The 17,592-nt window shown below is 61.9% G+C and carries 18 protein-coding genes; 14 read left to right on the forward strand and 4 right to left on the reverse strand.

The window, feature by feature from the left end:
* Positions 1 to 53 precede the first annotated feature (53 nt).
* The 3 genes from ACFSOZ_RS31005 to ACFSOZ_RS31015 are packed head-to-tail and all read right to left on the reverse strand — an operon-like array spanning position 54 to position 2,532.
* Positions 54 to 1,268, reverse strand: a complete 1,215-nt coding sequence (locus ACFSOZ_RS31005) for a GNAT family N-acetyltransferase (RefSeq protein WP_379104402.1) — start codon at positions 1,266 to 1,268, stop codon at positions 54 to 56.
* Positions 1,269 to 1,324: 56 nt separating this feature from the next.
* Entirely contained in the window at positions 1,325 to 2,053 is a 729-nt protein-coding gene (locus ACFSOZ_RS31010) for a glycerophosphodiester phosphodiesterase (RefSeq protein ID WP_379104404.1), read from the reverse strand.
* 14 nt (positions 2,054 to 2,067) lie between these two features.
* A complete protein-coding gene (locus ACFSOZ_RS31015) occupies positions 2,068 to 2,532 on the reverse strand; it encodes a RidA family protein (protein ID WP_379104406.1) in 465 nt (154 codons plus the stop codon).
* A 138-nt stretch (positions 2,533 to 2,670) separates the two neighbouring features.
* Between ACFSOZ_RS31015 and ACFSOZ_RS31020 the strand changes: the two genes are divergently transcribed.
* The 6 genes from ACFSOZ_RS31020 to tsf all read left to right on the forward strand — a co-directional run bounded on the left by ACFSOZ_RS31020 (position 2,671) and on the right by tsf (position 7,843).
* Positions 2,671 to 3,498 (forward strand): cell envelope integrity EipB family protein, encoded by an 828-nt coding sequence (locus ACFSOZ_RS31020; RefSeq protein ID WP_379104408.1) that lies wholly within the window; start codon positions 2,671 to 2,673, stop codon positions 3,496 to 3,498.
* Positions 3,499 to 3,613: 115 nt separating this feature from the next.
* Complete coding sequence (locus ACFSOZ_RS31025; protein ID WP_379104410.1) at positions 3,614 to 4,912, forward strand: lysophospholipid acyltransferase family protein; 1,299 nt, start codon at positions 3,614 to 3,616, stop codon at positions 4,910 to 4,912.
* 51 nt (positions 4,913 to 4,963) lie between these two features.
* On the forward strand, positions 4,964 to 5,242 hold the full coding sequence (locus ACFSOZ_RS31030) for a DUF4031 domain-containing protein (protein ID WP_379104412.1): 279 nt from the start codon (positions 4,964 to 4,966) through the stop codon (positions 5,240 to 5,242).
* Entirely contained in the window at positions 5,239 to 5,850 is a 612-nt protein-coding gene (locus ACFSOZ_RS31035) for a LysE family translocator (protein ID WP_379104414.1), read from the forward strand. The genes ACFSOZ_RS31030 and ACFSOZ_RS31035 overlap by 4 nt, the downstream gene beginning before the upstream one ends.
* 177 nt (positions 5,851 to 6,027) lie before the next feature.
* Complete coding sequence (rpsB, locus tag ACFSOZ_RS31040; protein ID WP_013895360.1) at positions 6,028 to 6,810, forward strand: 30S ribosomal protein S2; 783 nt, start codon at positions 6,028 to 6,030, stop codon at positions 6,808 to 6,810.
* A 109-nt stretch (positions 6,811 to 6,919) separates the two neighbouring features.
* Positions 6,920 to 7,843, forward strand: coding sequence for a translation elongation factor Ts (tsf, locus tag ACFSOZ_RS31045; protein WP_379104416.1), 924 nt, complete (start codon positions 6,920 to 6,922; stop codon positions 7,841 to 7,843).
* Positions 7,844 to 7,856: 13 nt separating this feature from the next.
* Here the strand turns inward: tsf and ACFSOZ_RS31050 are convergent, their stop codons facing one another.
* Complete coding sequence (locus ACFSOZ_RS31050; protein ID WP_379104418.1) at positions 7,857 to 8,795, reverse strand: LysR family transcriptional regulator; 939 nt, start codon at positions 8,793 to 8,795, stop codon at positions 7,857 to 7,859.
* 115 nt (positions 8,796 to 8,910) lie between these two features.
* On the opposite strand from ACFSOZ_RS31050, the gene ACFSOZ_RS31055 reads away from it, so the two are divergent.
* The 8 genes from ACFSOZ_RS31055 to bamA all read left to right on the forward strand — a co-directional run bounded on the left by ACFSOZ_RS31055 (position 8,911) and on the right by bamA (position 17,535).
* Entirely contained in the window at positions 8,911 to 9,447 is a 537-nt protein-coding gene (locus tag ACFSOZ_RS31055) for a nuclear transport factor 2 family protein (protein WP_379104421.1), read from the forward strand.
* A gap of 27 nt (positions 9,448 to 9,474) precedes the next feature.
* Positions 9,475 to 10,581: an aldo/keto reductase gene (locus tag ACFSOZ_RS31060; RefSeq protein WP_379104423.1), complete on the forward strand. Its 1,107-nt coding sequence runs from the start codon at positions 9,475 to 9,477 to the stop codon at positions 10,579 to 10,581.
* Positions 10,582 to 10,732: 151 nt separating this feature from the next.
* Positions 10,733 to 11,455 (forward strand): UMP kinase, encoded by a 723-nt coding sequence (gene pyrH, locus ACFSOZ_RS31065; RefSeq protein WP_111546675.1) that lies wholly within the window; start codon positions 10,733 to 10,735, stop codon positions 11,453 to 11,455.
* 110 nt (positions 11,456 to 11,565) lie between these two features.
* Entirely contained in the window at positions 11,566 to 12,120 is a 555-nt protein-coding gene (gene frr, locus ACFSOZ_RS31070) for a ribosome recycling factor (RefSeq protein WP_015317784.1), read from the forward strand.
* A 34-nt stretch (positions 12,121 to 12,154) separates the two neighbouring features.
* The gene (locus tag ACFSOZ_RS31075; protein WP_379104426.1) at positions 12,155 to 12,889 is read left to right on the forward strand and encodes an isoprenyl transferase; all 735 of its coding nucleotides are present in this window, start codon (positions 12,155 to 12,157) and stop codon (positions 12,887 to 12,889) included.
* Positions 12,886 to 13,701 (forward strand): phosphatidate cytidylyltransferase, encoded by an 816-nt coding sequence (locus ACFSOZ_RS31080; RefSeq protein ID WP_379104428.1) that lies wholly within the window; start codon positions 12,886 to 12,888, stop codon positions 13,699 to 13,701. Before ACFSOZ_RS31075 ends, ACFSOZ_RS31080 begins: the two co-directional genes overlap by 4 nt.
* A gap of 104 nt (positions 13,702 to 13,805) precedes the next feature.
* The gene (gene rseP / locus ACFSOZ_RS31085; protein ID WP_379104430.1) at positions 13,806 to 14,948 is read left to right on the forward strand and encodes an RIP metalloprotease RseP; all 1,143 of its coding nucleotides are present in this window, start codon (positions 13,806 to 13,808) and stop codon (positions 14,946 to 14,948) included.
* A gap of 217 nt (positions 14,949 to 15,165) precedes the next feature.
* On the forward strand, positions 15,166 to 17,535 hold the full coding sequence (gene bamA / locus ACFSOZ_RS31090; RefSeq protein WP_379104569.1) for an outer membrane protein assembly factor BamA: 2,370 nt from the start codon (positions 15,166 to 15,168) through the stop codon (positions 17,533 to 17,535).
* Positions 17,536 to 17,592: the final 57 nt, after the last annotated feature.

The raw sequence follows: 17,592 nt of genomic DNA on the forward strand, positions 1-17,592 counted from the left end.
TCGGCAAGGCGATTGGGCAAAGTGACCCCTTCCGATCAGGGCAACCAGGGTCGCTACTCCTCCAGATCCTTGCGGAATGGAGTGTGTTCTTCCAGATATTCGCTCATCCGCTCCACTTCGTGCCGTTCGCGCCTGAGATAGTCGGCAACGGCGTTGCGCAAGCCGGGGTGCGCGATGTAGTGCGCGGAATGCATGGTCACCGGTCGGTAGCCGCGCGCCAGCTTGTGCTCACCCTGCGCACCTGCCTCGACCACCTTCAGCTTGCGCTCGATGGCAAAGTCGATCGCCTGATGGTAGCAGACCTCGAAATGCAGGAAGGGATGGTCCTCGATGCAGCCCCAGTTGCGGCCATAGAGTGCGTCGGAGCCGATGAAATTGATGGCGCCGGCAATGTAGCGCCCATTGCGTTTGGCCATCACCAGCAGGATGTCGTCGGCCATGCGTTCGCCGATCAGCGAGAAGAACTGTCGGCTGAGATAGGGCCGGCCCCATTTGCGGCTGCCGGTATCCATGTAGAAGGCGAAGAAGTCGTCCCAGGCCTTTTCGGTGAGGTCCTTGCCGGTCAGCCAGTCGATCGAGATGCCGTTGGCCAACGCCTCGCGCCTTTCCTTCTTCATCGCCTTGCGCTTGCGCGAGGCAAGGGTGGCGAGGAAGTCGTCATAGGTTGAAAAGCCTTCGTTGAAGAAATGGAACTGCTGGTCGGTGCGGTGCAGGAAACCCGCCGCTTCCAGCACCTCCACGTCGCTCTCTTGCGCGAAGGTGACATGCGCGGAAGAGACACCGAGTTTCTGCGTGACCGCCTGCAGGCCCGCCGCCAGCCCGGCCTTGACGGTGCCGATATCCTCGCCCCTGGTGACCAGCAGGCGAGGGCCTGTGACCGGCGTGAACGGCACCGCGCATTGCAGTTTGGGATAGTAGCGGCCGCCGGCGCGTTCGAAGGCATCCGACCAGCCATGATCGAACACATATTCGCCCTGGCTGTGCGACTTGAGATAGCACGGCACCGCGCCGATGAGCTTGCCTTGCGCGGTTTCCAACCGCAAATGATGGCCTTGCCAGCCGGTGCGCCGTATGGCGCAGCCGGACTCTTCGAGCGCGCTCAGAAAAGCGTATGAAACGAGCGGGTTGTAGCCGTTTTCTGCGTCGCCGCGCGTGGTCCCACTGAGGCTGTTCCACTCGTCCGCGGTGAAAGCGCCGATGCCAGCTGCGACGCGGATCGAATAGTCCGCATTTGCTGTCTGGCCATCGCCGTCATCGCCTTGATCCATGAGGCTTATTTAAGCTCCGTCCGGCCTGGTACAAGTCACGTTTCAGACACCCGACTTCATGCGACTTTGACCAGATCGGGTTCGAATCCTTCGAACGTCATCTGGTCGGCATATCTATAGGTCAGGTCCACCGCGGGCTGGTCATGCACCGTCCAGGTGATGACCGGCATTTTCAGCTTCTCACGCACGAAGCCGACGAACCGGTTGGGCAGGTCGCCGGCGGCATAGGAGGTGAAGGCGATCTCGTGCGCCAGCATGGCGAAATGCGCCTCGATCAGCTGGTTCTCCTTGCCGTAGGCGGTCAGCCCGCCCGGAATGCCCGGCGCATGTTTGGAGAAATCGCGGATCAGCCAGTGGTCGAACGACATGATCGCTGCCTTGCCCTTGTAACGTTTGAGCATCTTGCCGACGCTCGCCACGAGACCCCCGTCACGGCCGGGGACCCCTTTCAGCTCCACGACGACCGGCACCCGGCCATCGATAAGATCGAGCGCTTCCTGAAGCGTCGGCACGTGGTCTGACGTGCCGCCGACCTTGAGCGCCGTCAGCTCGGCCGCGGTGCGCTGCCAGACGAAGCCGTCCTGTCCGGTCAGCCTTTGCAGGTCGCCATCATGGATGATGACGGGAATGCCATCCGATGACAGGTGCACGTCGCATTCGATGGCATAGCCGCGCTCGGCAGCGGCATTGAAAGCGGAAAGCGTGTTTTCCCAACGCGTCTTGTTCATGTCGTGAAAGCCGCGATGGGCGACGGGCCGGGCGGTCAGCCAGGATAGGTCGGTCATGGTTGTTCCCTGGCTCACTCGATTTCGAAGATGGCTTCGATTTCCACTGCGGCATTAAGCGGCAGCGAGGCGGTGCCGACGGCGGAGCGGGCATGCTTGCCGCGCTCGCCAAGTGCTGCAACCAGGAAATCGGAGGCGCCGTTGGCAACCAGATGCTGCTCGACAAACTCGGGTGCGGAGGCGACGAAAACGGTGATCTTCACCAGGCGGCGGATTTTCTCGAGGTCGCCGAGTGCAGCCTTGGCCTGCGCCAGGATGTTGATTGCGCAGTACTTTGCCGCGTCCTTGCCAGCCGCCGTGTCGACGTCACGGCCGAGAAGTCCGCTGGCCTGCAGCTTGCCGCCCTTGAGCGGCAACTGCCCGGCGGTGAACAGCAGATCGCCGGTCCTGCAATAGGGCACGTAGTTGGCGGCGGGCGCGGCGGCGACAGGAAGCGTCACGCCCAGATCGCTTAGCCGCTTTTCGATTGTTTCACTCATGGTATTTCCCTATTGCTTGGTGACGCCGCGCTGGCCGGGCCGAAATTGCTATTTTTGCCTCGCTTCCGCCACGACTTTTTTTAAGCTGGACCATCTTTCCCTGCGGCCTGCCATCAGCCGCGACGATCGGAGTACCTCATGCGCGCAACGCGCCTTGCATTCCATGCCGTGCTGTTGTCGGCAGTCTTCTCGATCGGCCCTGCTTTCGCCGTGCCGGCGCTGCAAGCCCACCGCGCCGTTTACGACCTCACCCTCAAAAAGGCGTCCGATCAATCCGGCATCACCGGCATATCCGGCCGCATGGTCTATGAGTTCAACGGCTCGGCCTGTGAAGGCTATACGGTGAAATTCCGCTTCGTCACCCAGATCGTCACCGCCGACAATACGAGGCTGACCGACCAGCAGACGACCACTTTCGAGGACGCCGAAGGCAAGACCTTTTCGTTCGTGACGAAGTCCTTCGTCGACCAGAACCTCGACAAGGAGGTCAAGGGCATCGCCACGAAAGAGACCAAGGGATTGAAGGTCGATATCGACAAGCCTGAAAAGAACAGCCTCGAGCTGGCCACGACCCAATTTCCAACCCAGCATCTGGTCGAACTGATCGGCAAGGCCGAAAAGGGCGAGAATTTTTACGAAACCAACCTGTTCGACGGTTCCGAAGACGCCAACAAGGTGATGACCACCACCGTCGTCGTCGGCAAGAAAACCGATGCCGACAAGGCCGACCCGGAGGCTCCGGCATTGGCGAAGCTCGCCACCGACAAATACTGGCCGGTCGACATCGCCTATTTCGACGACAGCGACAAGACAGGCGAAGAGGTGCCGGAGTACCGGATCAGCTTCAAGCTGCACGAGAACGGCATCACTCGCGACCTCGTCATGGACTATGGTGACTTCTCCATGACCGGCAAGCTGGTCAATCTTTCGCTGTTCGACCAGTCGAAAACCTGTCCGACCAAATAATGGTTCAGCTCGCCGGATGATTGACCACGACACGGCGTTGTCGTGGCGAACGACTTGAACCTGCCGCAATCGGCTCTCAACTTCCTTGCCAGCGTCGAGGCGCGAGGGGGGCAACTTGAGCAGGATCGATGTCTTCGTGGCGCCGCGGCCCAATCCGGCGCTGATCAAGATCATGACGTTCGTCAACCGGATCGTCATGCTGCATGGCATTCCCGGCCTTCGCGATATCTTGCCGTTCAACCGCGTGGCCGGACTGCGTGGCGTCGCCAATGTGCGTCACATCGACTTTCCCGACGCCGACCTCGAGCGGCTGAGGGCCAGATGCGGGGCAGGGAAGGCGACCTTCATCACGCCCAATCACCCCGAGTTCTTCACCGACTGGATGCTCGACAAGGAGATCGTGTCGCAGGTCAGCCCGCTTGCGGCCTCCTGGGCGACGAACGGTGTCGTCAACGGCCTTGGCCGGCTGATGCAGAAATTCTGGCTGGCCAACAATCTGATCGCCCAGATCCCCGGGAACAGTGAGGCAGCCAAAGAACATTCCGTCGCCTGGGCATTGAAAGGCCATGGCGTGCTGCTGCATCCCGAAGGCGGCGTCGGCTGGCATGCCAACATCGTTGCGCCGCTGCTGCCCGGTGCCGTCGAGATGGGATTGGAAGCGTTGAAGCGTGGCCGCACGGCAGGTTCCGATTTCCAGGTCTGGATCGCGCCTGTCGTCTGGAAACTGGCCTTCACCAGGAATGTCGAAGCGGCGCTGGCGAAGGAATGCACCTATGTCGAGAAAAGCCTGAAAATTGAACGCCGCGCGGCCGACACGCTGCCGCAGCGCATCCACCATATCTATTCGACGCTGCTGGCGCGCGACGAAGCCGCGTGGGGCATGCCGTCCGACGAACGCGAGACCTATGCCGAGCGCCAGCAGATATTGGTCGCCAAACTGGGCCGCCGGCTCGGCGAAGACATTTCAGTCGACGCCGTTGTCACCGACACCACCGAGCTTCTGCGACTGGCGCGTCGCTGGCAGCGCGAAAACACCGGCGACGCTGAACGGCAAAAAAAGGTCCGGGCGCTCGCCGATATGATTCAGAGGCTGCAACGCGTCGGGCCCTGGGCCTCGGCCAATCCGCGCATCACCCAGGAGGAGATCGCCGAGCATCTGAAGCGGATCCGCAACGACTATTGCCGGAGCGGACTGCGCGACACGATGAACCGGTTCATTCCGCAGCCGGCCGGGCCGCGTTGCGCCCATATCCGGGTACCCGATCCACTCGGCCTGCATGAGCATGCCGGCTCGGTCGACGATGCTGTTGCCGAGTTGCACCGTCGCATGCAGGACACAGTCACGGGCACCGTGGCTGAGCTTGCGGCCAATGGCGGCTTCATTTTCTATCCGAATCCATTCTATCGTCCCTGACATGCCGATCGTCATTCGGTTGGAAAGAATGGAAGGCAGACAGCAAGCCTCATGGCAGTCTATGTCGACGCGGCGATCTGGAACTGGGCCGGCCATCGCTGGTGCCATCTGATGGCTGATGACACCGATGAGTTGCATCGCTTTGCCGCACAGCTTGGCGTCAAGCGCTCGTCCTATCAAGGGCCGCCCAAGACATCGGCGCCGCACTATGACATAACCGGCTTCGAGCGCGACCGTGCGGTGCGGCTCGGCGCTGCAGAATGCAGCCGCGAGGAGATCGTCGCGATCTTCCGGCGGGTGCGGGTGCCCAACGGAAAGGCTCGACCATGACACCAACGGCATTTCTGGCTTATTGCGCCGCGATCACGCTTGCAGCAGCAACGCCAGGACCGGCGATGTTCGCGGTCATCACCAACGGCGTATCGCGCGGGTTCCTTCGTGCATTCATGGCCGGAGTTGGCGTCGCCGCCGGCGATGCCGTACTGGTCACCCTGGCGTTGCTCGGACTGGTGGCGTTGGCCCAGACTTTCGAATGGGTTTTTCTCCTGCTGAAATACGCAGGCGCTGCCTATCTGGTTTTTCTCGGTATCAGAATGTGGCGAGCTGCCGCCACGCAATCGGATGAACCGCAGGCGTCGCAGGCGAGATTGTCACGGTCGTTCTTCCTCGGCGCATCCATTGCGCTGGGCAATCCGAAGGCGATCCTGTTCCATGCCTCGATCATGCCGCTGATCCTTAACCTCAACACCATGACCCTTGCCGACGGCCTGCTGGTGGTCGCTGTCGTCATCAGCGTCAACGTCATCACCATGGGTATCTATGCTGCACTTGCCGGACGGGCTTCGGGCTGGTTCAGGACGCCGAGACGCATGAGGCTGATGAACAGGTTTGCCGGCAGTGCGATGATCGGCACCGGAGCGCTGATTGCCGCACGCTGAGTGGTGAAACGCCACATGGCTTGCGTTTGTCGCGCATCCCCTCTATATGCGCGCTCATTCCACACACGGACTTTGGTGTCTGCCCGGGAGAAATCCGGCTGAAACCTCCGGTGGCGTTCGAGGACAAAGTCCAAAAATGCCTGTGTCCGTGGAGGCTAACCGGAAAAGGAACTAAGAATGGCTCTGCCTGATTTCAGCATGCGCCAGCTTTTGGAAGCTGGCATTCACTTCGGCCACCAGACTCACCGCTGGAACCCGAAGATGGCGCCTTACATCTATGGCGCCCGCAACAACATCCACATCATCGACCTCAGCCAGACGGTGCCTTTGCTGCACCAGGCGCTGAAGCAGGTTTCCGACACTGTCGCCAAGGGTGGCCGCGTGCTGTTCGTCGGCACCAAGCGCCAGGCGTCCGACATCGTCGCCGATGCGGCACAGCGTTCGGCCCAGTACTATGTCAATTCGCGTTGGCTCGGCGGCATGCTGACCAACTGGAAGACGATCTCGAACTCGATCCAGCGCCTGCGCAAGCTCGACGAGATGCTGGCCGGCGAGGCCCAGGGCCTGACCAAGAAGGAGCGCCTCAACCTCGACCGCGAGCGCGAGAAGCTCGACAAGGCGCTGGGCGGCATCAAGGACATGGGCTCGACGCCCGACCTGATGTTCGTCATCGACACCAACAAGGAAGCGATCGCCATCCTCGAGGCCAAGCGCCTCGGCATCCCGGTCGTCGCCATCATCGATTCGAACTGCGATCCGGACAAGATCGACTTCCCGATCCCCGGCAATGACGACGCGGCCCGCGCCATCCAGCTTTATTGCGACCTGATCGCCAAGGCTGCGATCGACGGCATCGCCCGCCAGCAGGGCGCGCTGGGCGTCGACATCGGCGCTTCGGTCGAAGCTCCTGTCGAACCGGCGCTCGATCCGGCCCCGGCGTCGGAAACCCCCGAAGCTTGATAATCGAAGGCCGGTTGCGGCCTTCATCTTTCTCATATTTTGGCACGCTAAACAGACGCATCATCGAGGTTCGATGGTGCGTCGGTGCATTTAAAACAAAGAGGCGACAATGAGCATTTCGGCTGCACAGGTCAAAGAACTCCGCGACTTGACCGGCGCGGGCATGATGGATTGCAAGGCGGCGTTGAACGAGACCAACGGCAACATGGAAGAGGCCATCGACTGGCTGCGCAAGAAGGGCATTTCGAAGGCTGACAAGAAGGCCGGCCGCACTGCGGCCGAGGGCCTGATCGGCGTCGATTCCGGCGTGCGCGAAGCTGCCGTCGTCGAAGTCAACTCCGAAACCGACTTCGTTGCCCGCAACGATCAGTTCCAGGAGCTGGTGCGCAATGTCGCGAAGGTCGCGCTCGCCTATGGCGGCAAGACCGAGGTGGTCGCGGCGGCCAAGTATCCGGGTTCGGACAAGTCAGTCACCGAGGTTATCAAGGACGCCGTCGGCACAATCGGCGAGAACATCAGCTTCCGCCGCTCCGCCAAGCTGACCGTTCCGCACGGCGCAGTCGCGACCTACGTCCACAACGCGGTTGCCGATGGCCTCGGCAAGCTCGGCGTGCTGGTCGCCATCGAGACGACGGGCAACGAGCATGCCGCCAACGCCTTCGCGCGCCAGGTCGCCATGCATGTCGCGGCCACCAATCCGATGGCGCTGACCGCAGAGCAGATCGATCCGGCGGCGGTTGAGCGCGAGAAGGCGATTTTCTCCGATCAGGCTCGGCAGTCCGGCAAGCCGGAAGCGATCATCGAGAAGATGGTCGAGGGCCGTCTGCGCAAGTTCTATGAGGAAGTCGTACTCCTGAAGCAGGCCTTCGTGCTCAATCCCGACATCACTGTCGAGAAGGCGCTGAAGGATGCCGAGAAGGACATCGGCGCGCCGGCCAAGATCACCGCCTATCTGCGCTTTGCGCTGGGCGAAGGCATCGAGAAGGAAGAGACCGATTTCGCGGCGGAAGTCGCGGCGGCGGTCAAGAAGTAAGCTGCCGCTGCGGCTATTCTTCTGACGAATTTTTTCGGCCGGGTGTCCGCAGGGATGCCCGGCCGATTTCTTGTGCGGTGTCGATGAAGGCCCTGAGCTTCGGCGCCATGGACGCCCGGCGCGGAAAGTAGAGGAACAGCCCCGGCTCATCGATCGCGGCTTCGCGCAGGATTTCGACCAATCGGCCGGCCTGGATATCGGCTCGCACCAGCGGCTCGAACAGATAGGCGAGGCCGACGCCGGCCAGCGCCATGTCGCGCGCCGACAGCGGATCGGTGACAACGACGCTGCCACGCGTTTCGACGCTGATATCCTTGCCATGGTCGGACAGATCCCAGCGGTAGAGCGCGCGCGATCGCAGCAGCCGATAGCCGACGCAGTTGTGGCTGGAGAGGTCCGCCAGCGTCCGCGGTCTTCCATGGCGGCCGACATAGGTGGGGGAGGCGACGATGACCGTTCGGAACGGCTCAGTCAGCCGCACCGTCACCATATCCTCGGCGATCATCTCGCCCAGCCGTATGCCGGCGTCGAAGCCTTCGCCGACAATATCGCTCAGGCGCTCATCGGTGAACACTTCCACCGTCACCTCGGGATAGCGCTCGGCCATTGCCGACAGGATGGGCATCAAGGCGAGAGGCAGCGCCAGGCGCGGCACGTTGATCTTGAGCAGCCCGCTCGCCCTGCCTTTCACCGAGCGAATGCGCTCGATCCTGTCGGCGATGTCTTCCAATGCCGGTTCCGCAGCCGCGACAAGCGCGTCGCCAGCTTCGGTAAGCGCGACGCTGCGCGTAGTGCGGGCAAACAGCGGCTGGCCGATCCGCTCTTCCACTAGGCGCACCGCGTGGCTGACCGCCGAAGGGCTCATGCCAAGTTCCGCGGCGGCCGACGCAAAGCCGCCTCGCCGCGCCACAGCGACAATGACAGGAAGGTGGCTGAGCAGATCGCGATCCATTCATGCACAATATCGCATAGTCCATGCAGATAATGCAATCTTTTCGACGCCGGCGCGCCGGGCCACGTTGTCGCCAACAGATCGGCGGCGGGCCGATGCGCAAAGGAGAAGAGACATGAATGCATTGAAGTACGCTACCTTCGCGGCGGGACTTGCGCTGGCGCCAGTCGATGTCGGCGGGGCCGAACCGTCCCGTGAAATGACGCTCGCTGATGAGCGTGCCGTCATCCGCGTCGCCGATGCCATCGATCGCGCCGTCGATGCCCAGGATTGGCGGCTCGCCCGCAGCTACTTTGCCGACCGCGTCACCGTCGACTTCAGCAGCCTGAGCGGACAGCCTCAGGCCACCATCGCCTCGGACGACCTGATCGGAACGTGGGCAGCGAACCTTCGGGGCAGCAAGACCAGCCTGCATCTTCGCACCAATCACCAGGTCGCCTTCGACGCCGACGCCGCGACCGTCTTCTCCAACGGCTATGCCTGGAACAGGATGGAAGGCAATGGCGACACGCTGTGGGAAGTCTGGGGCACCTATGAACACCACCTGACCCGATCGGGCGCCGGCTGGATAGTAGACGGCTTCACATTCCGCATGACGCATGAGCGCGGCAACCAGTGGGTCAAGACGACCCCCGGACAGGATCGGCGTTGACCATTGGATCAGGATCGGAACGACATCATGACAATGTCCTACTACACCCTCGGCAACAGCGGGCTGCGTGTCACCCGGCTGGCGCTCGGAACCATGACCTTCGGCACCGAATGGGGCTGGGGCGCCGACAAGCAGACGGCGCGCGCCCTGGTCGATGCCTATGTCGAGGCCGGCGGCAATTTCTTCGACACCGCCGACGCCTATACCGGCGGCACCTCCGAGACCTGGCTCGGCGAGTTCATCGCCGAGCGCGGTCTGCGCGACAAGGCGGTGATCAGCACCAAATTCAGCATGAATCTGGAGCAGGGCAATCCGAACGCAGGCGGCAATGGCCGCAAGAACATCATCCGGGCCGTCGAAAGCTCGCTGAAGCGGCTCGGTACCGACTATATCGACCTCTATATCCTGCATGCCTGGGACAGGCTGACCTCGCCGGAAGAGGTGATGCGGACGCTGGACGATCTGGTGCGCGCCGGAAAGATCCGCCATGTCGGCCTCTCCGACGTCCCCGCCTGGTACGCAAGCAGGGCGCAGTCGGTCGCCGAGCAGCGCGGCTATGAGCCGGTTTCGGCGCTGCAGCTCGAATATTCGTTGGCCGAGCGCAACATCGAGCATGAATTCGTGCCGTTCGGCACCCGCTACGGCTCCGGCATCATGGTCTGGAGCCCGCTGGCAAGCGGCCTTTTGAGTGGCAAATATCGTTCAGATACAATCAGCAAGGCCGGTGGCCGGCTGGAGACGATGCGCGGTTCGACCAATCCTGGGTTCCAGAAATTCACCGACCGCAACTGGGCAGTCGTTGCCGAACTGGAGAAGGTCGCAGGCGAGCTCGGTCGCGGCATGGCCCAAATCGCCTTGAACTGGGCAGCGACGCGGCCCGGTGTCGCCTCGGTGATCATCGGGGCGACCAGGCTTGATCAGCTCAAGGACAATCTCGGCGCGCTGGATTTCGAAATTCCGCTGGAGCTTCTGGCAAGGCTCGATGCGGTCAGCCGGTCAGTCACGCCGTTCCCGTACTCGTTCTTCGGCCCGGAAATCCAGTGCGGTCTCACCGGGGGCCAGGCGGTCGGCGGCAAGCCGGCCGGCTACTTCCCGGACCTGCTCATGAAAGGCACTTTTGCCGGCGTGAGTTAAACAAAAGCCGAGAGAATTTCCGGCTCGGGCGCCGCGTGACATCGCGGCGCCCTTCGTGTATCGGAACACGGCATCGCGCCATTGTTTCGGGGCGGCGCCTGCGCGAGGGTGGCCACCCGGAACGCGTCACATGCAAAATGACGAGGACCAGATGACGGTGAAGCCCCTCTACCGACGTGTCTTGCTGAAAGCGTCGGGCGAAGCATTGATGGGCGAACAGCATTTCGGCATCGACGTTTCGGTCGTGGATCGCATCGCCGCCGATATCGCCGAGGCGCGCGCACTGGGCATCGAGGTCGGTGTCGTCATCGGCGGCGGCAACATCTTTCGCGGCGTGGCCGTTGCCTCCAAGGGTGGCGATCGCGTCACCGGCGACCACATGGGCATGCTTGCCACGGTCATCAATTCGCTGGCGCTGCGCACGTCATTGAACAAGATCGGTGTCGACGCCGTCGTGCTTTCGGCGATCGCCATGCCCGAACTTTGCGAGAGCTTCTCGCAGCGCCAGGCTACCGCCTACATGAACCAGGGCAAGGTGGTGATCTTTGCCGGCGGCACCGGCAATCCGTTCTTCACCACTGATTCGGCCGCCGCACTTCGCGCGGCTGAGATCGGCGCCGACGCGCTGTTCAAGGGCACTCAGGTCGACGGTGTCTACTCGGCCGACCCGAAGAAGGATCCGAATGCGACGCGTTTCGAGCGCATCAGCCACGGCGAAGTCATAAAACGCGGCCTCTCCATCATGGATACGGCAGCGATTGCACTTGCGCGCGAAAACAACATTCCGATAATCGTTTATTCGATCCACGAAAAAGGTGGGTTTGGCGATATTCTGAGGGGCGGCGGCCGCTGCACGGTCGTCGCGGACGATTGATCCGGGGCCTGATCCCGAAGAAGGGGAAGCCGGTTTTCGAAAATCAGGCTCGAACACGGGGCCTTGCCCCGAAGCAGTGAACCCGCGGCAGACGGGTCGAGGAGACTAAGATGAGTGGTGAGTACGACGATCTCAAGCGGCGCATGGACGGGGCAATCGCCGCGTTCAAGCATGATCTGGCTTCGCTGCGGACCGGTCGCGCCTCCAGCAATCTGCTCGACGCGATCCAGGTGCAGGCCTACGGCACCACCATGCCGATCAACCAGGTCGCCAACGTTTCGGTGCCGGAGCCGCGCATGATCTCGGTGTCGGTCTGGGACAAATCGATGGTCGGCGCGGTCGACCGCGCCATCCGCGAATCCAATCTGGGTTTTAATCCGATCGTCGACGGCACCAATCTCCGTATTCCGCTGCCCGAGCTCAACGAGCAGCGCCGCAAGGAGCTGGTCAAGATCTCGCACGGCTACGCCGAGAACGCCCGTGTCGCCGCGCGTCATGTGCGCCGCGACGGCATGGACTTCCTGAAGAAGGCGGAGAAGGACGGCGACATCAGCGAGGACGATCAGCGCAAGCGCTCCGACCAGGTCCAGAAACTCACAGACGAAACGATCAGCACCATCGACCACCTGCTTTCCGATAAGGAAGCTGAAATCATGCAGGTTTAGGGTCTTGGCCATCGGCTGACCCGAAAGCGAGAACATGGCAACGCCCGCGCATGTCGCGATCATCATGGACGGAAACGGACGCTGGGCCAAGGCACGCGGCATGCCTCGCCTTGCTGGCCATCGCGCCGGCGTCGAGGCGCTGCGCAAGACGGTGCGCGCAGCACCCGGGCTCGGCATCTCCTTCCTGACTGTCTATGCCTTCTCGTCGGAGAACTGGTCGCGGCCGAAGTCCGAGGTCAGCGACCTGATGGGCCTGCTGAAACTGTTCATCCGCCGTGATCTGGCCGAACTGCACCAAAGTGGCGTGCGGGTCCGAATCATCGGCGACAGGGCAGGGCTGCAGCCCGACATCAGGGGGCTGCTCGACGAGGCCGAATCGCTGACTGCCGCAAATGAAGCGCTGACGCTGGTGATCGCCTTCAACTATGGCGGACGCGACGAGGTCGTGCGCGCGGCGCGCAAGCTTGCCGCGGCGGTGGCGCGTGGCGAACTCGACAGCGAGGCGATCACCGCCGAAAGTTTTGCCGGCGCTCTCGACACCCAAGGCATTCCCGACCCGGAACTGGTCATCCGCACCAGCGGCGAGCTGCGGCTGTCGAACTTCCTTCTGTGGCAGGCTGCCTATAGCGAGCTGGTCTTCCTGCCTTGCTACTGGCCCGACTTCAGCCGCGAGCACTTGGCCGAGGCCTTGCGCGAATTTGCCGGCCGCGAACGTCGTTTCGGCGGACTTGGCCCGCAGGACGTTGCCTCGCGACCGGCCGCAGGATGAGCAATCTCCAGCTTCGCGTCATTTCGGCAGTTGTGCTTGCCATCATCACCCTCGGCTTGACCTGGCTCGGTGGCCTGCCGTTCCGGTTGCTGTGCGCCGTGATGGCGGCGGTGATCTTCCATGAATGGACACGCATGTCGCGCCCGGCCGCGGCCACGGGTCTGGGTTTCCTGCCGGAAGCGCTGCTGGTTGCTTTCATTGGCGCCTTGATCGCTGGCTTTGCCGCGTGGTGGCTGCTGCCGCTTGTCGTGCTCATGGTTGCCGCAACGGCGATTGCCGCCTCGGTTCGCAAGATTGGGCAATGGGACGCGGCTGGCCTTGCCTATGCCGGCATTTCCGGCTTGTCGCTCGCCCTGCTGCGCGATGGCGACCGGTCAGGCCTTGTCGCCATCCTGTTCCTGTTTGCGGTCGTCTGGGCCACCGATATCTTTGCCTATTTCGTTGGCCGTGCTGTCGGCGGCCCGAAACTGGCGCCGTCGATCTCTCCCGGCAAGACGCGCAGCGGCGCGCTCGGCGGCGCTGCCGGCGGCGTTGTGGCCGGGCTCATCCTGGCCGCGGTTGCCGGCGTCGGCAATCTGGCATTGCTCGGCCTGGTGGCGCTGGTGCTGTCGATTGTCGCCCAGGCCGGCGACCTGTTTGAATCGTGGGTCAAACGCCGTCACGGCCGCAAGGATTCGGGTGCGCTCATCCCGGGCCATGGCGGCGTCATGGATCGTGTCGACGGGCTTGTCGCGGCAGCTTTCGCCCTGTACGTCATCGGCTGGATTTCGGCGACCGCCGATCATCCGGCGCAGGGGCTGTTTCCGGTTTGAGTGGTGTCATCTCAGGGGCCGTTGCGCGCCGCGCCTTGGATTCGCCTGGATTGATGCCACAGTCACGGCGCTATCCGCGCCGCGGAAGAATTTGAGGGTTTATCTTGAACGATATTCTTCACGCGCTTTTCAGCACCCAAGGCTTCGTCCTCGGCACGCTCTTGCCTTTCCTCTTTGTGCTGACCGTGGTCGTGTTCGTCCATGAAATGGGCCATTATCTTGTCGGACGCTGGTGCGGGATCGGGGTCAAGGCCTTCTCGATCGGCTTCGGCCCGGAGCTTTTCGGCTTCAGCGATAGCCACGGCACGCGCTGGAAACTGTGCGCGATACCGCTTGGCGGCTATGTCAAATTTGTCGGCGACATGAACGCCACCTCGAGCCAGCCCACTTCGGAAGAGATGGACACGCTGACCGAGGAGGAGCGCAAGGTCGCCTTTCACACGCAGCCGATCTGGAAGCGCGCGGCGACGGTGGTCGCCGGGCCGCTGTTCAACTTCCTGCTGACGATCATCGTCTTTACCGTGCTGTTTTCCGCCTATGGCCGCTATGTCGCCGAGCCGATGGTCGCAGAGGTGACCGCTGACAGCCCGGCGGCGAAAGCCGGCATCCTGCCCGGCGACCGATTCGTCAGCGTCGACGGCAGCAAGGTCGAAACCTTTGGCGACGTCCAGCGCCTGGTTTCGGGACGCGCCGGCGACACCATCACTTTCGTCATGCTGCGTGACGGCAAGGAGGTCACGGTGACCGCGGCTCCGCGGCTGATGGACCAGGAAGACGCGCTCGGCAACAAGGTCAAGGTCGCCGTGATCGGCGTCGTCAACAACAAGGAACTTGGCCAGCCGAGGTTCATCACCTACACGCCCGTCGGTGCGGTTGCAGCGGCCGTCGAGGAGACCGGGCATGTCATCCAGCGCACCGGTCAGTTCCTGCAGCGTTTCGTTGTCGGGCGTGAGGATAAATGCCAGCTGGGCGGCCCGGTGAAGATCGCCGACATGGCCGGCAAGGCAGCGAAACTGGGGTTCGAATGGCTCGTGCAACTGATTGCGCTGCTGTCTGTCGGCATCGGGTTTCTGAATCTATTGCCGATTCCCCCCCTCGACGGCGGCCATCTCTTGTTCTACGGGGTGGAGGCCGTCATTCGCCGTCCGGTGTCGGATCGGATGATGGAAATGGCCTATCGGGTCGGGTTGCTTCTGGTGCTGGGCTTCATGGGTTTCGTTTTCTGGAACGATCTGTTTGGGTGCTGAAATCATGAAGAAATTTGGCTTTGGCATGGTCGATGTTGAGACGCCGTTTACCATGCACGGGGATATGAGTGACGCGAAAGCCACGCCGCAGGGTTAAGTAAATACAAATTAACCAGAAGCCTTGCGTGTAGGGAAAATCCGGTTAATACGGTACGAGAAATTACCGCACGTCCGGTTTTCTCGCCGTGGGGACTACGAGAAAAGGTTATTAAGCCCGATGAAGGCAGCATCCAAGTTTCTGAGCGCCGCTTCCGCGGTGACCCTGTCCGCGGCTCTTGTCGTGCCAGGCGCGCTCGCAGTGCAGTTCGTTGCCACATCGGCGGCCGAAGCCGCTGTCGTCAGCAGAGTCGAAGTGAGCGGCAACCAGCGTATCGACGCTGATACCGTTCGCAATTACATCTCCATCAAGCCGGGCAAGGCGTTCTCCAGTTCCGATATCGACAGTGCGGTCAAGGCGCTGTTCGGCACGGGCCTGTTCTCGGATGTGCAGATCAACCAGGTCGGCTCGACGCTGGTGGTCAAGGTTTCCGAATACCAGGTCGTCAACCAGGTGCTGTTCCAGAACAACAAGAAGCTCAAGGACAACGCGCTGGCGATGGCGGTGCAGCTGAAGCCGCGCGGAACGTTTTCGCAGGCGACTCTCGATTCCGACGTCGAGGCGGTCAAGGCTGCCTACAGGCGTATCGGTCGCGACGATGTGACTGTGACAACGCAGGTCATGCAGCTTGGCGACAATCGCGTGAACGTGGTCTTCAACATTACTGAAGGCGACCGCACACAGATCGCGGCAATCAATTTCGTTGGCAACAGCGCCTATTCCAGCCGCCGCCTCTCCGATGTGATCAATACCAAGCGCTCGTCATGGGTTTCCTTCATCCTGCGCGACGACGTCTATGACGACGACAAGCTGCGCGCCGACCAGGAGCTGCTGCGCCGCTTCTATTACAATCACGGCTATGCCGACTTCCAGGTCGTGTCCGCTGTCGGCGAACTCGACAACGCGACGAACAAGTACACGGTGACCATCACTGTCCAGGAAGGCGACCGCTACACGTTCGGCGATGTCAGCGTCGAAAGCACGATCCCGGAAGTCGACAGCAAGTCACTGGAATCGGTGGTCGAGACCCGCAAGGGCGACGTCTACAATGCCAAGGACGTCGAGGACACCATCATCGCGCTAACCGAGAAGGTGGCCGGTTCCGGCTATGCCTTCGCGCAGGTGACACCGCGCGGCGACCGCAATTTCGAGAACCACACCATTTCGGTTGTCTACACGATCGACCAGGGCACCAAGGCCTATATCGAGCGCATCGAGATCCGCGGCAACGACCGCACGCGTGACTATGTCATTCGCCGCGAGTTCGACGTCAGCGAAGGCGATGCGTTCAATCAGGTGCTCATCCAGCGCGCGAAGAAGCGTCTGGAAGCCCTCAATTACTTTGACAAAGTCGATATCTCGACCGTGCCGGGCTCGCAGCCCGATCAGGTCGTGCTGGTGGTTGACGTGGTCGAAAAGTCCACCGGCGAGTTCTCTGTCGGCGCCGGCTATTCGACCGGCGGTGATACGTCCGGTCCGTCCGTCGAAGGATCGATCACCGAGCGCAACTTCCTCGGTCGCGGTCAGTTCATCAAGGTGTCGGCTGGTGGCGGCAAGAATTCGCGCGACTACAGCTTGTCTTTCACCGAGCCCTATTTCCTCGGACGGCGCATTGCCGCAGGCTTCGACATCTTCAAGCAGACGCGGGAGTACGACAAATACGATAGCGATACCACTGGTGCTACGGTGCGCTTCGGCCTGCCAATCACCAACAGCATCACGACGCAGCTCGCGTATAACATCTCGCGGGAAAAATATGAGTACGACGACAGCTGCGATAACAATGCAGACGGCGTGCTGGGTGACTGCGACATCTCGCAGGCGATCGTTCAGGGTATCGAGGAAAGCCCCTGGATCAAATCGTCGGTCAGCCTTGGTCTGGTCTACAACACCATCGACGATATGAAGAACCCGCACGAAGGCATTTACGCCAACACGACGGCCGAATTTGCCGGCCTGGGCGGCGATGCCAAGTATGTGAAGCTTACCGGGCGCGGTAGCGTCTATCAGACGCTTTCGGAGCAGTTCGATCTGGTTGGCCTCGTGTCGGCTGGTGCAGGTCATGTCCAGTCTTACGGCGGCGATGGCAGTTTGCGCATCTTCGACCAATTCCAGAGTACCGACCGCATGATCCGCGGTTTCGAATATGGTGGCATTGGCCCGGCGGACAGTATTACGGGTGACCACCTCGGTGGCACGACGTATTTCAACGCCTCGGCCGAAGCCCAGTTCCCGCTGCCGGTCGTTCCGGAAAGCTTTGGCCTGCGCGGCGCCGTGTTCGCGGACGCAGCAACGCTCTATGGCACCAAGATCAGCGACACCGTCGCCACTCAGACATCGACTGACATGGAGCTGCGCGCCTCGGTCGGTATCGGTTTGATGTGGGCGTCGCCGTTCGGTCCGATCCGTATCGACTATGCGATCCCGGTCAAGAAGGAAGCAACCGACGACGTGCAGGAATTCAACTTCGGCATATCGACCCGCTTCTGATCGGCGGCCAACGATGCTCCCGGATTTTTCAGGTCCGGGAGAAATGTTCCGACCTAG

The sequence above is a fragment of the Mesorhizobium newzealandense genome (assembly GCF_042682145.1).
In the GTDB taxonomy this organism is placed as follows: Bacteria; Pseudomonadota; Alphaproteobacteria; order Rhizobiales; family Rhizobiaceae; genus Mesorhizobium; species Mesorhizobium newzealandense.

Excerpts from the sequence above, each read along its gene's own strand:
- ACFSOZ_RS31005 (WP_379104402.1), bottom strand. The coding sequence starts at position 1,268 with ATGGATCAAGGCGATGACGGCGATGGCCAGACAGCAAATGCGGACTAT.
- ACFSOZ_RS31010 (WP_379104404.1), bottom strand. The coding sequence starts at position 2,053 with ATGACCGACCTATCCTGGCTGACCGCCCGGCCCGTCGCCCATCGCGGC.
- ACFSOZ_RS31015 (WP_379104406.1), bottom strand. The coding sequence starts at position 2,532 with ATGAGTGAAACAATCGAAAAGCGGCTAAGCGATCTGGGCGTGACGCTT.
- ACFSOZ_RS31020 (WP_379104408.1), top strand. The coding sequence starts at position 2,671 with ATGCGCGCAACGCGCCTTGCATTCCATGCCGTGCTGTTGTCGGCAGTC.
- ACFSOZ_RS31030 (WP_379104412.1), top strand. The coding sequence starts at position 4,964 with ATGGCAGTCTATGTCGACGCGGCGATCTGGAACTGGGCCGGCCATCGC.
- ACFSOZ_RS31035 (WP_379104414.1), top strand. The coding sequence starts at position 5,239 with ATGACACCAACGGCATTTCTGGCTTATTGCGCCGCGATCACGCTTGCA.
- rpsB (WP_013895360.1), top strand. The coding sequence starts at position 6,028 with ATGGCTCTGCCTGATTTCAGCATGCGCCAGCTTTTGGAAGCTGGCATT.
- tsf (WP_379104416.1), top strand. The coding sequence starts at position 6,920 with ATGAGCATTTCGGCTGCACAGGTCAAAGAACTCCGCGACTTGACCGGC.
- ACFSOZ_RS31050 (WP_379104418.1), bottom strand. The coding sequence starts at position 8,795 with ATGGATCGCGATCTGCTCAGCCACCTTCCTGTCATTGTCGCTGTGGCG.
- ACFSOZ_RS31055 (WP_379104421.1), top strand. The coding sequence starts at position 8,911 with ATGAATGCATTGAAGTACGCTACCTTCGCGGCGGGACTTGCGCTGGCG.
- ACFSOZ_RS31060 (WP_379104423.1), top strand. The coding sequence starts at position 9,475 with ATGACAATGTCCTACTACACCCTCGGCAACAGCGGGCTGCGTGTCACC.
- pyrH (WP_111546675.1), top strand. The coding sequence starts at position 10,733 with ATGACGGTGAAGCCCCTCTACCGACGTGTCTTGCTGAAAGCGTCGGGC.
- frr (WP_015317784.1), top strand. The coding sequence starts at position 11,566 with ATGAGTGGTGAGTACGACGATCTCAAGCGGCGCATGGACGGGGCAATC.
- ACFSOZ_RS31075 (WP_379104426.1), top strand. The coding sequence starts at position 12,155 with ATGGCAACGCCCGCGCATGTCGCGATCATCATGGACGGAAACGGACGC.
- ACFSOZ_RS31080 (WP_379104428.1), top strand. The coding sequence starts at position 12,886 with ATGAGCAATCTCCAGCTTCGCGTCATTTCGGCAGTTGTGCTTGCCATC.
- bamA (WP_379104569.1), top strand. The coding sequence starts at position 15,166 with ATGAAGGCAGCATCCAAGTTTCTGAGCGCCGCTTCCGCGGTGACCCTG.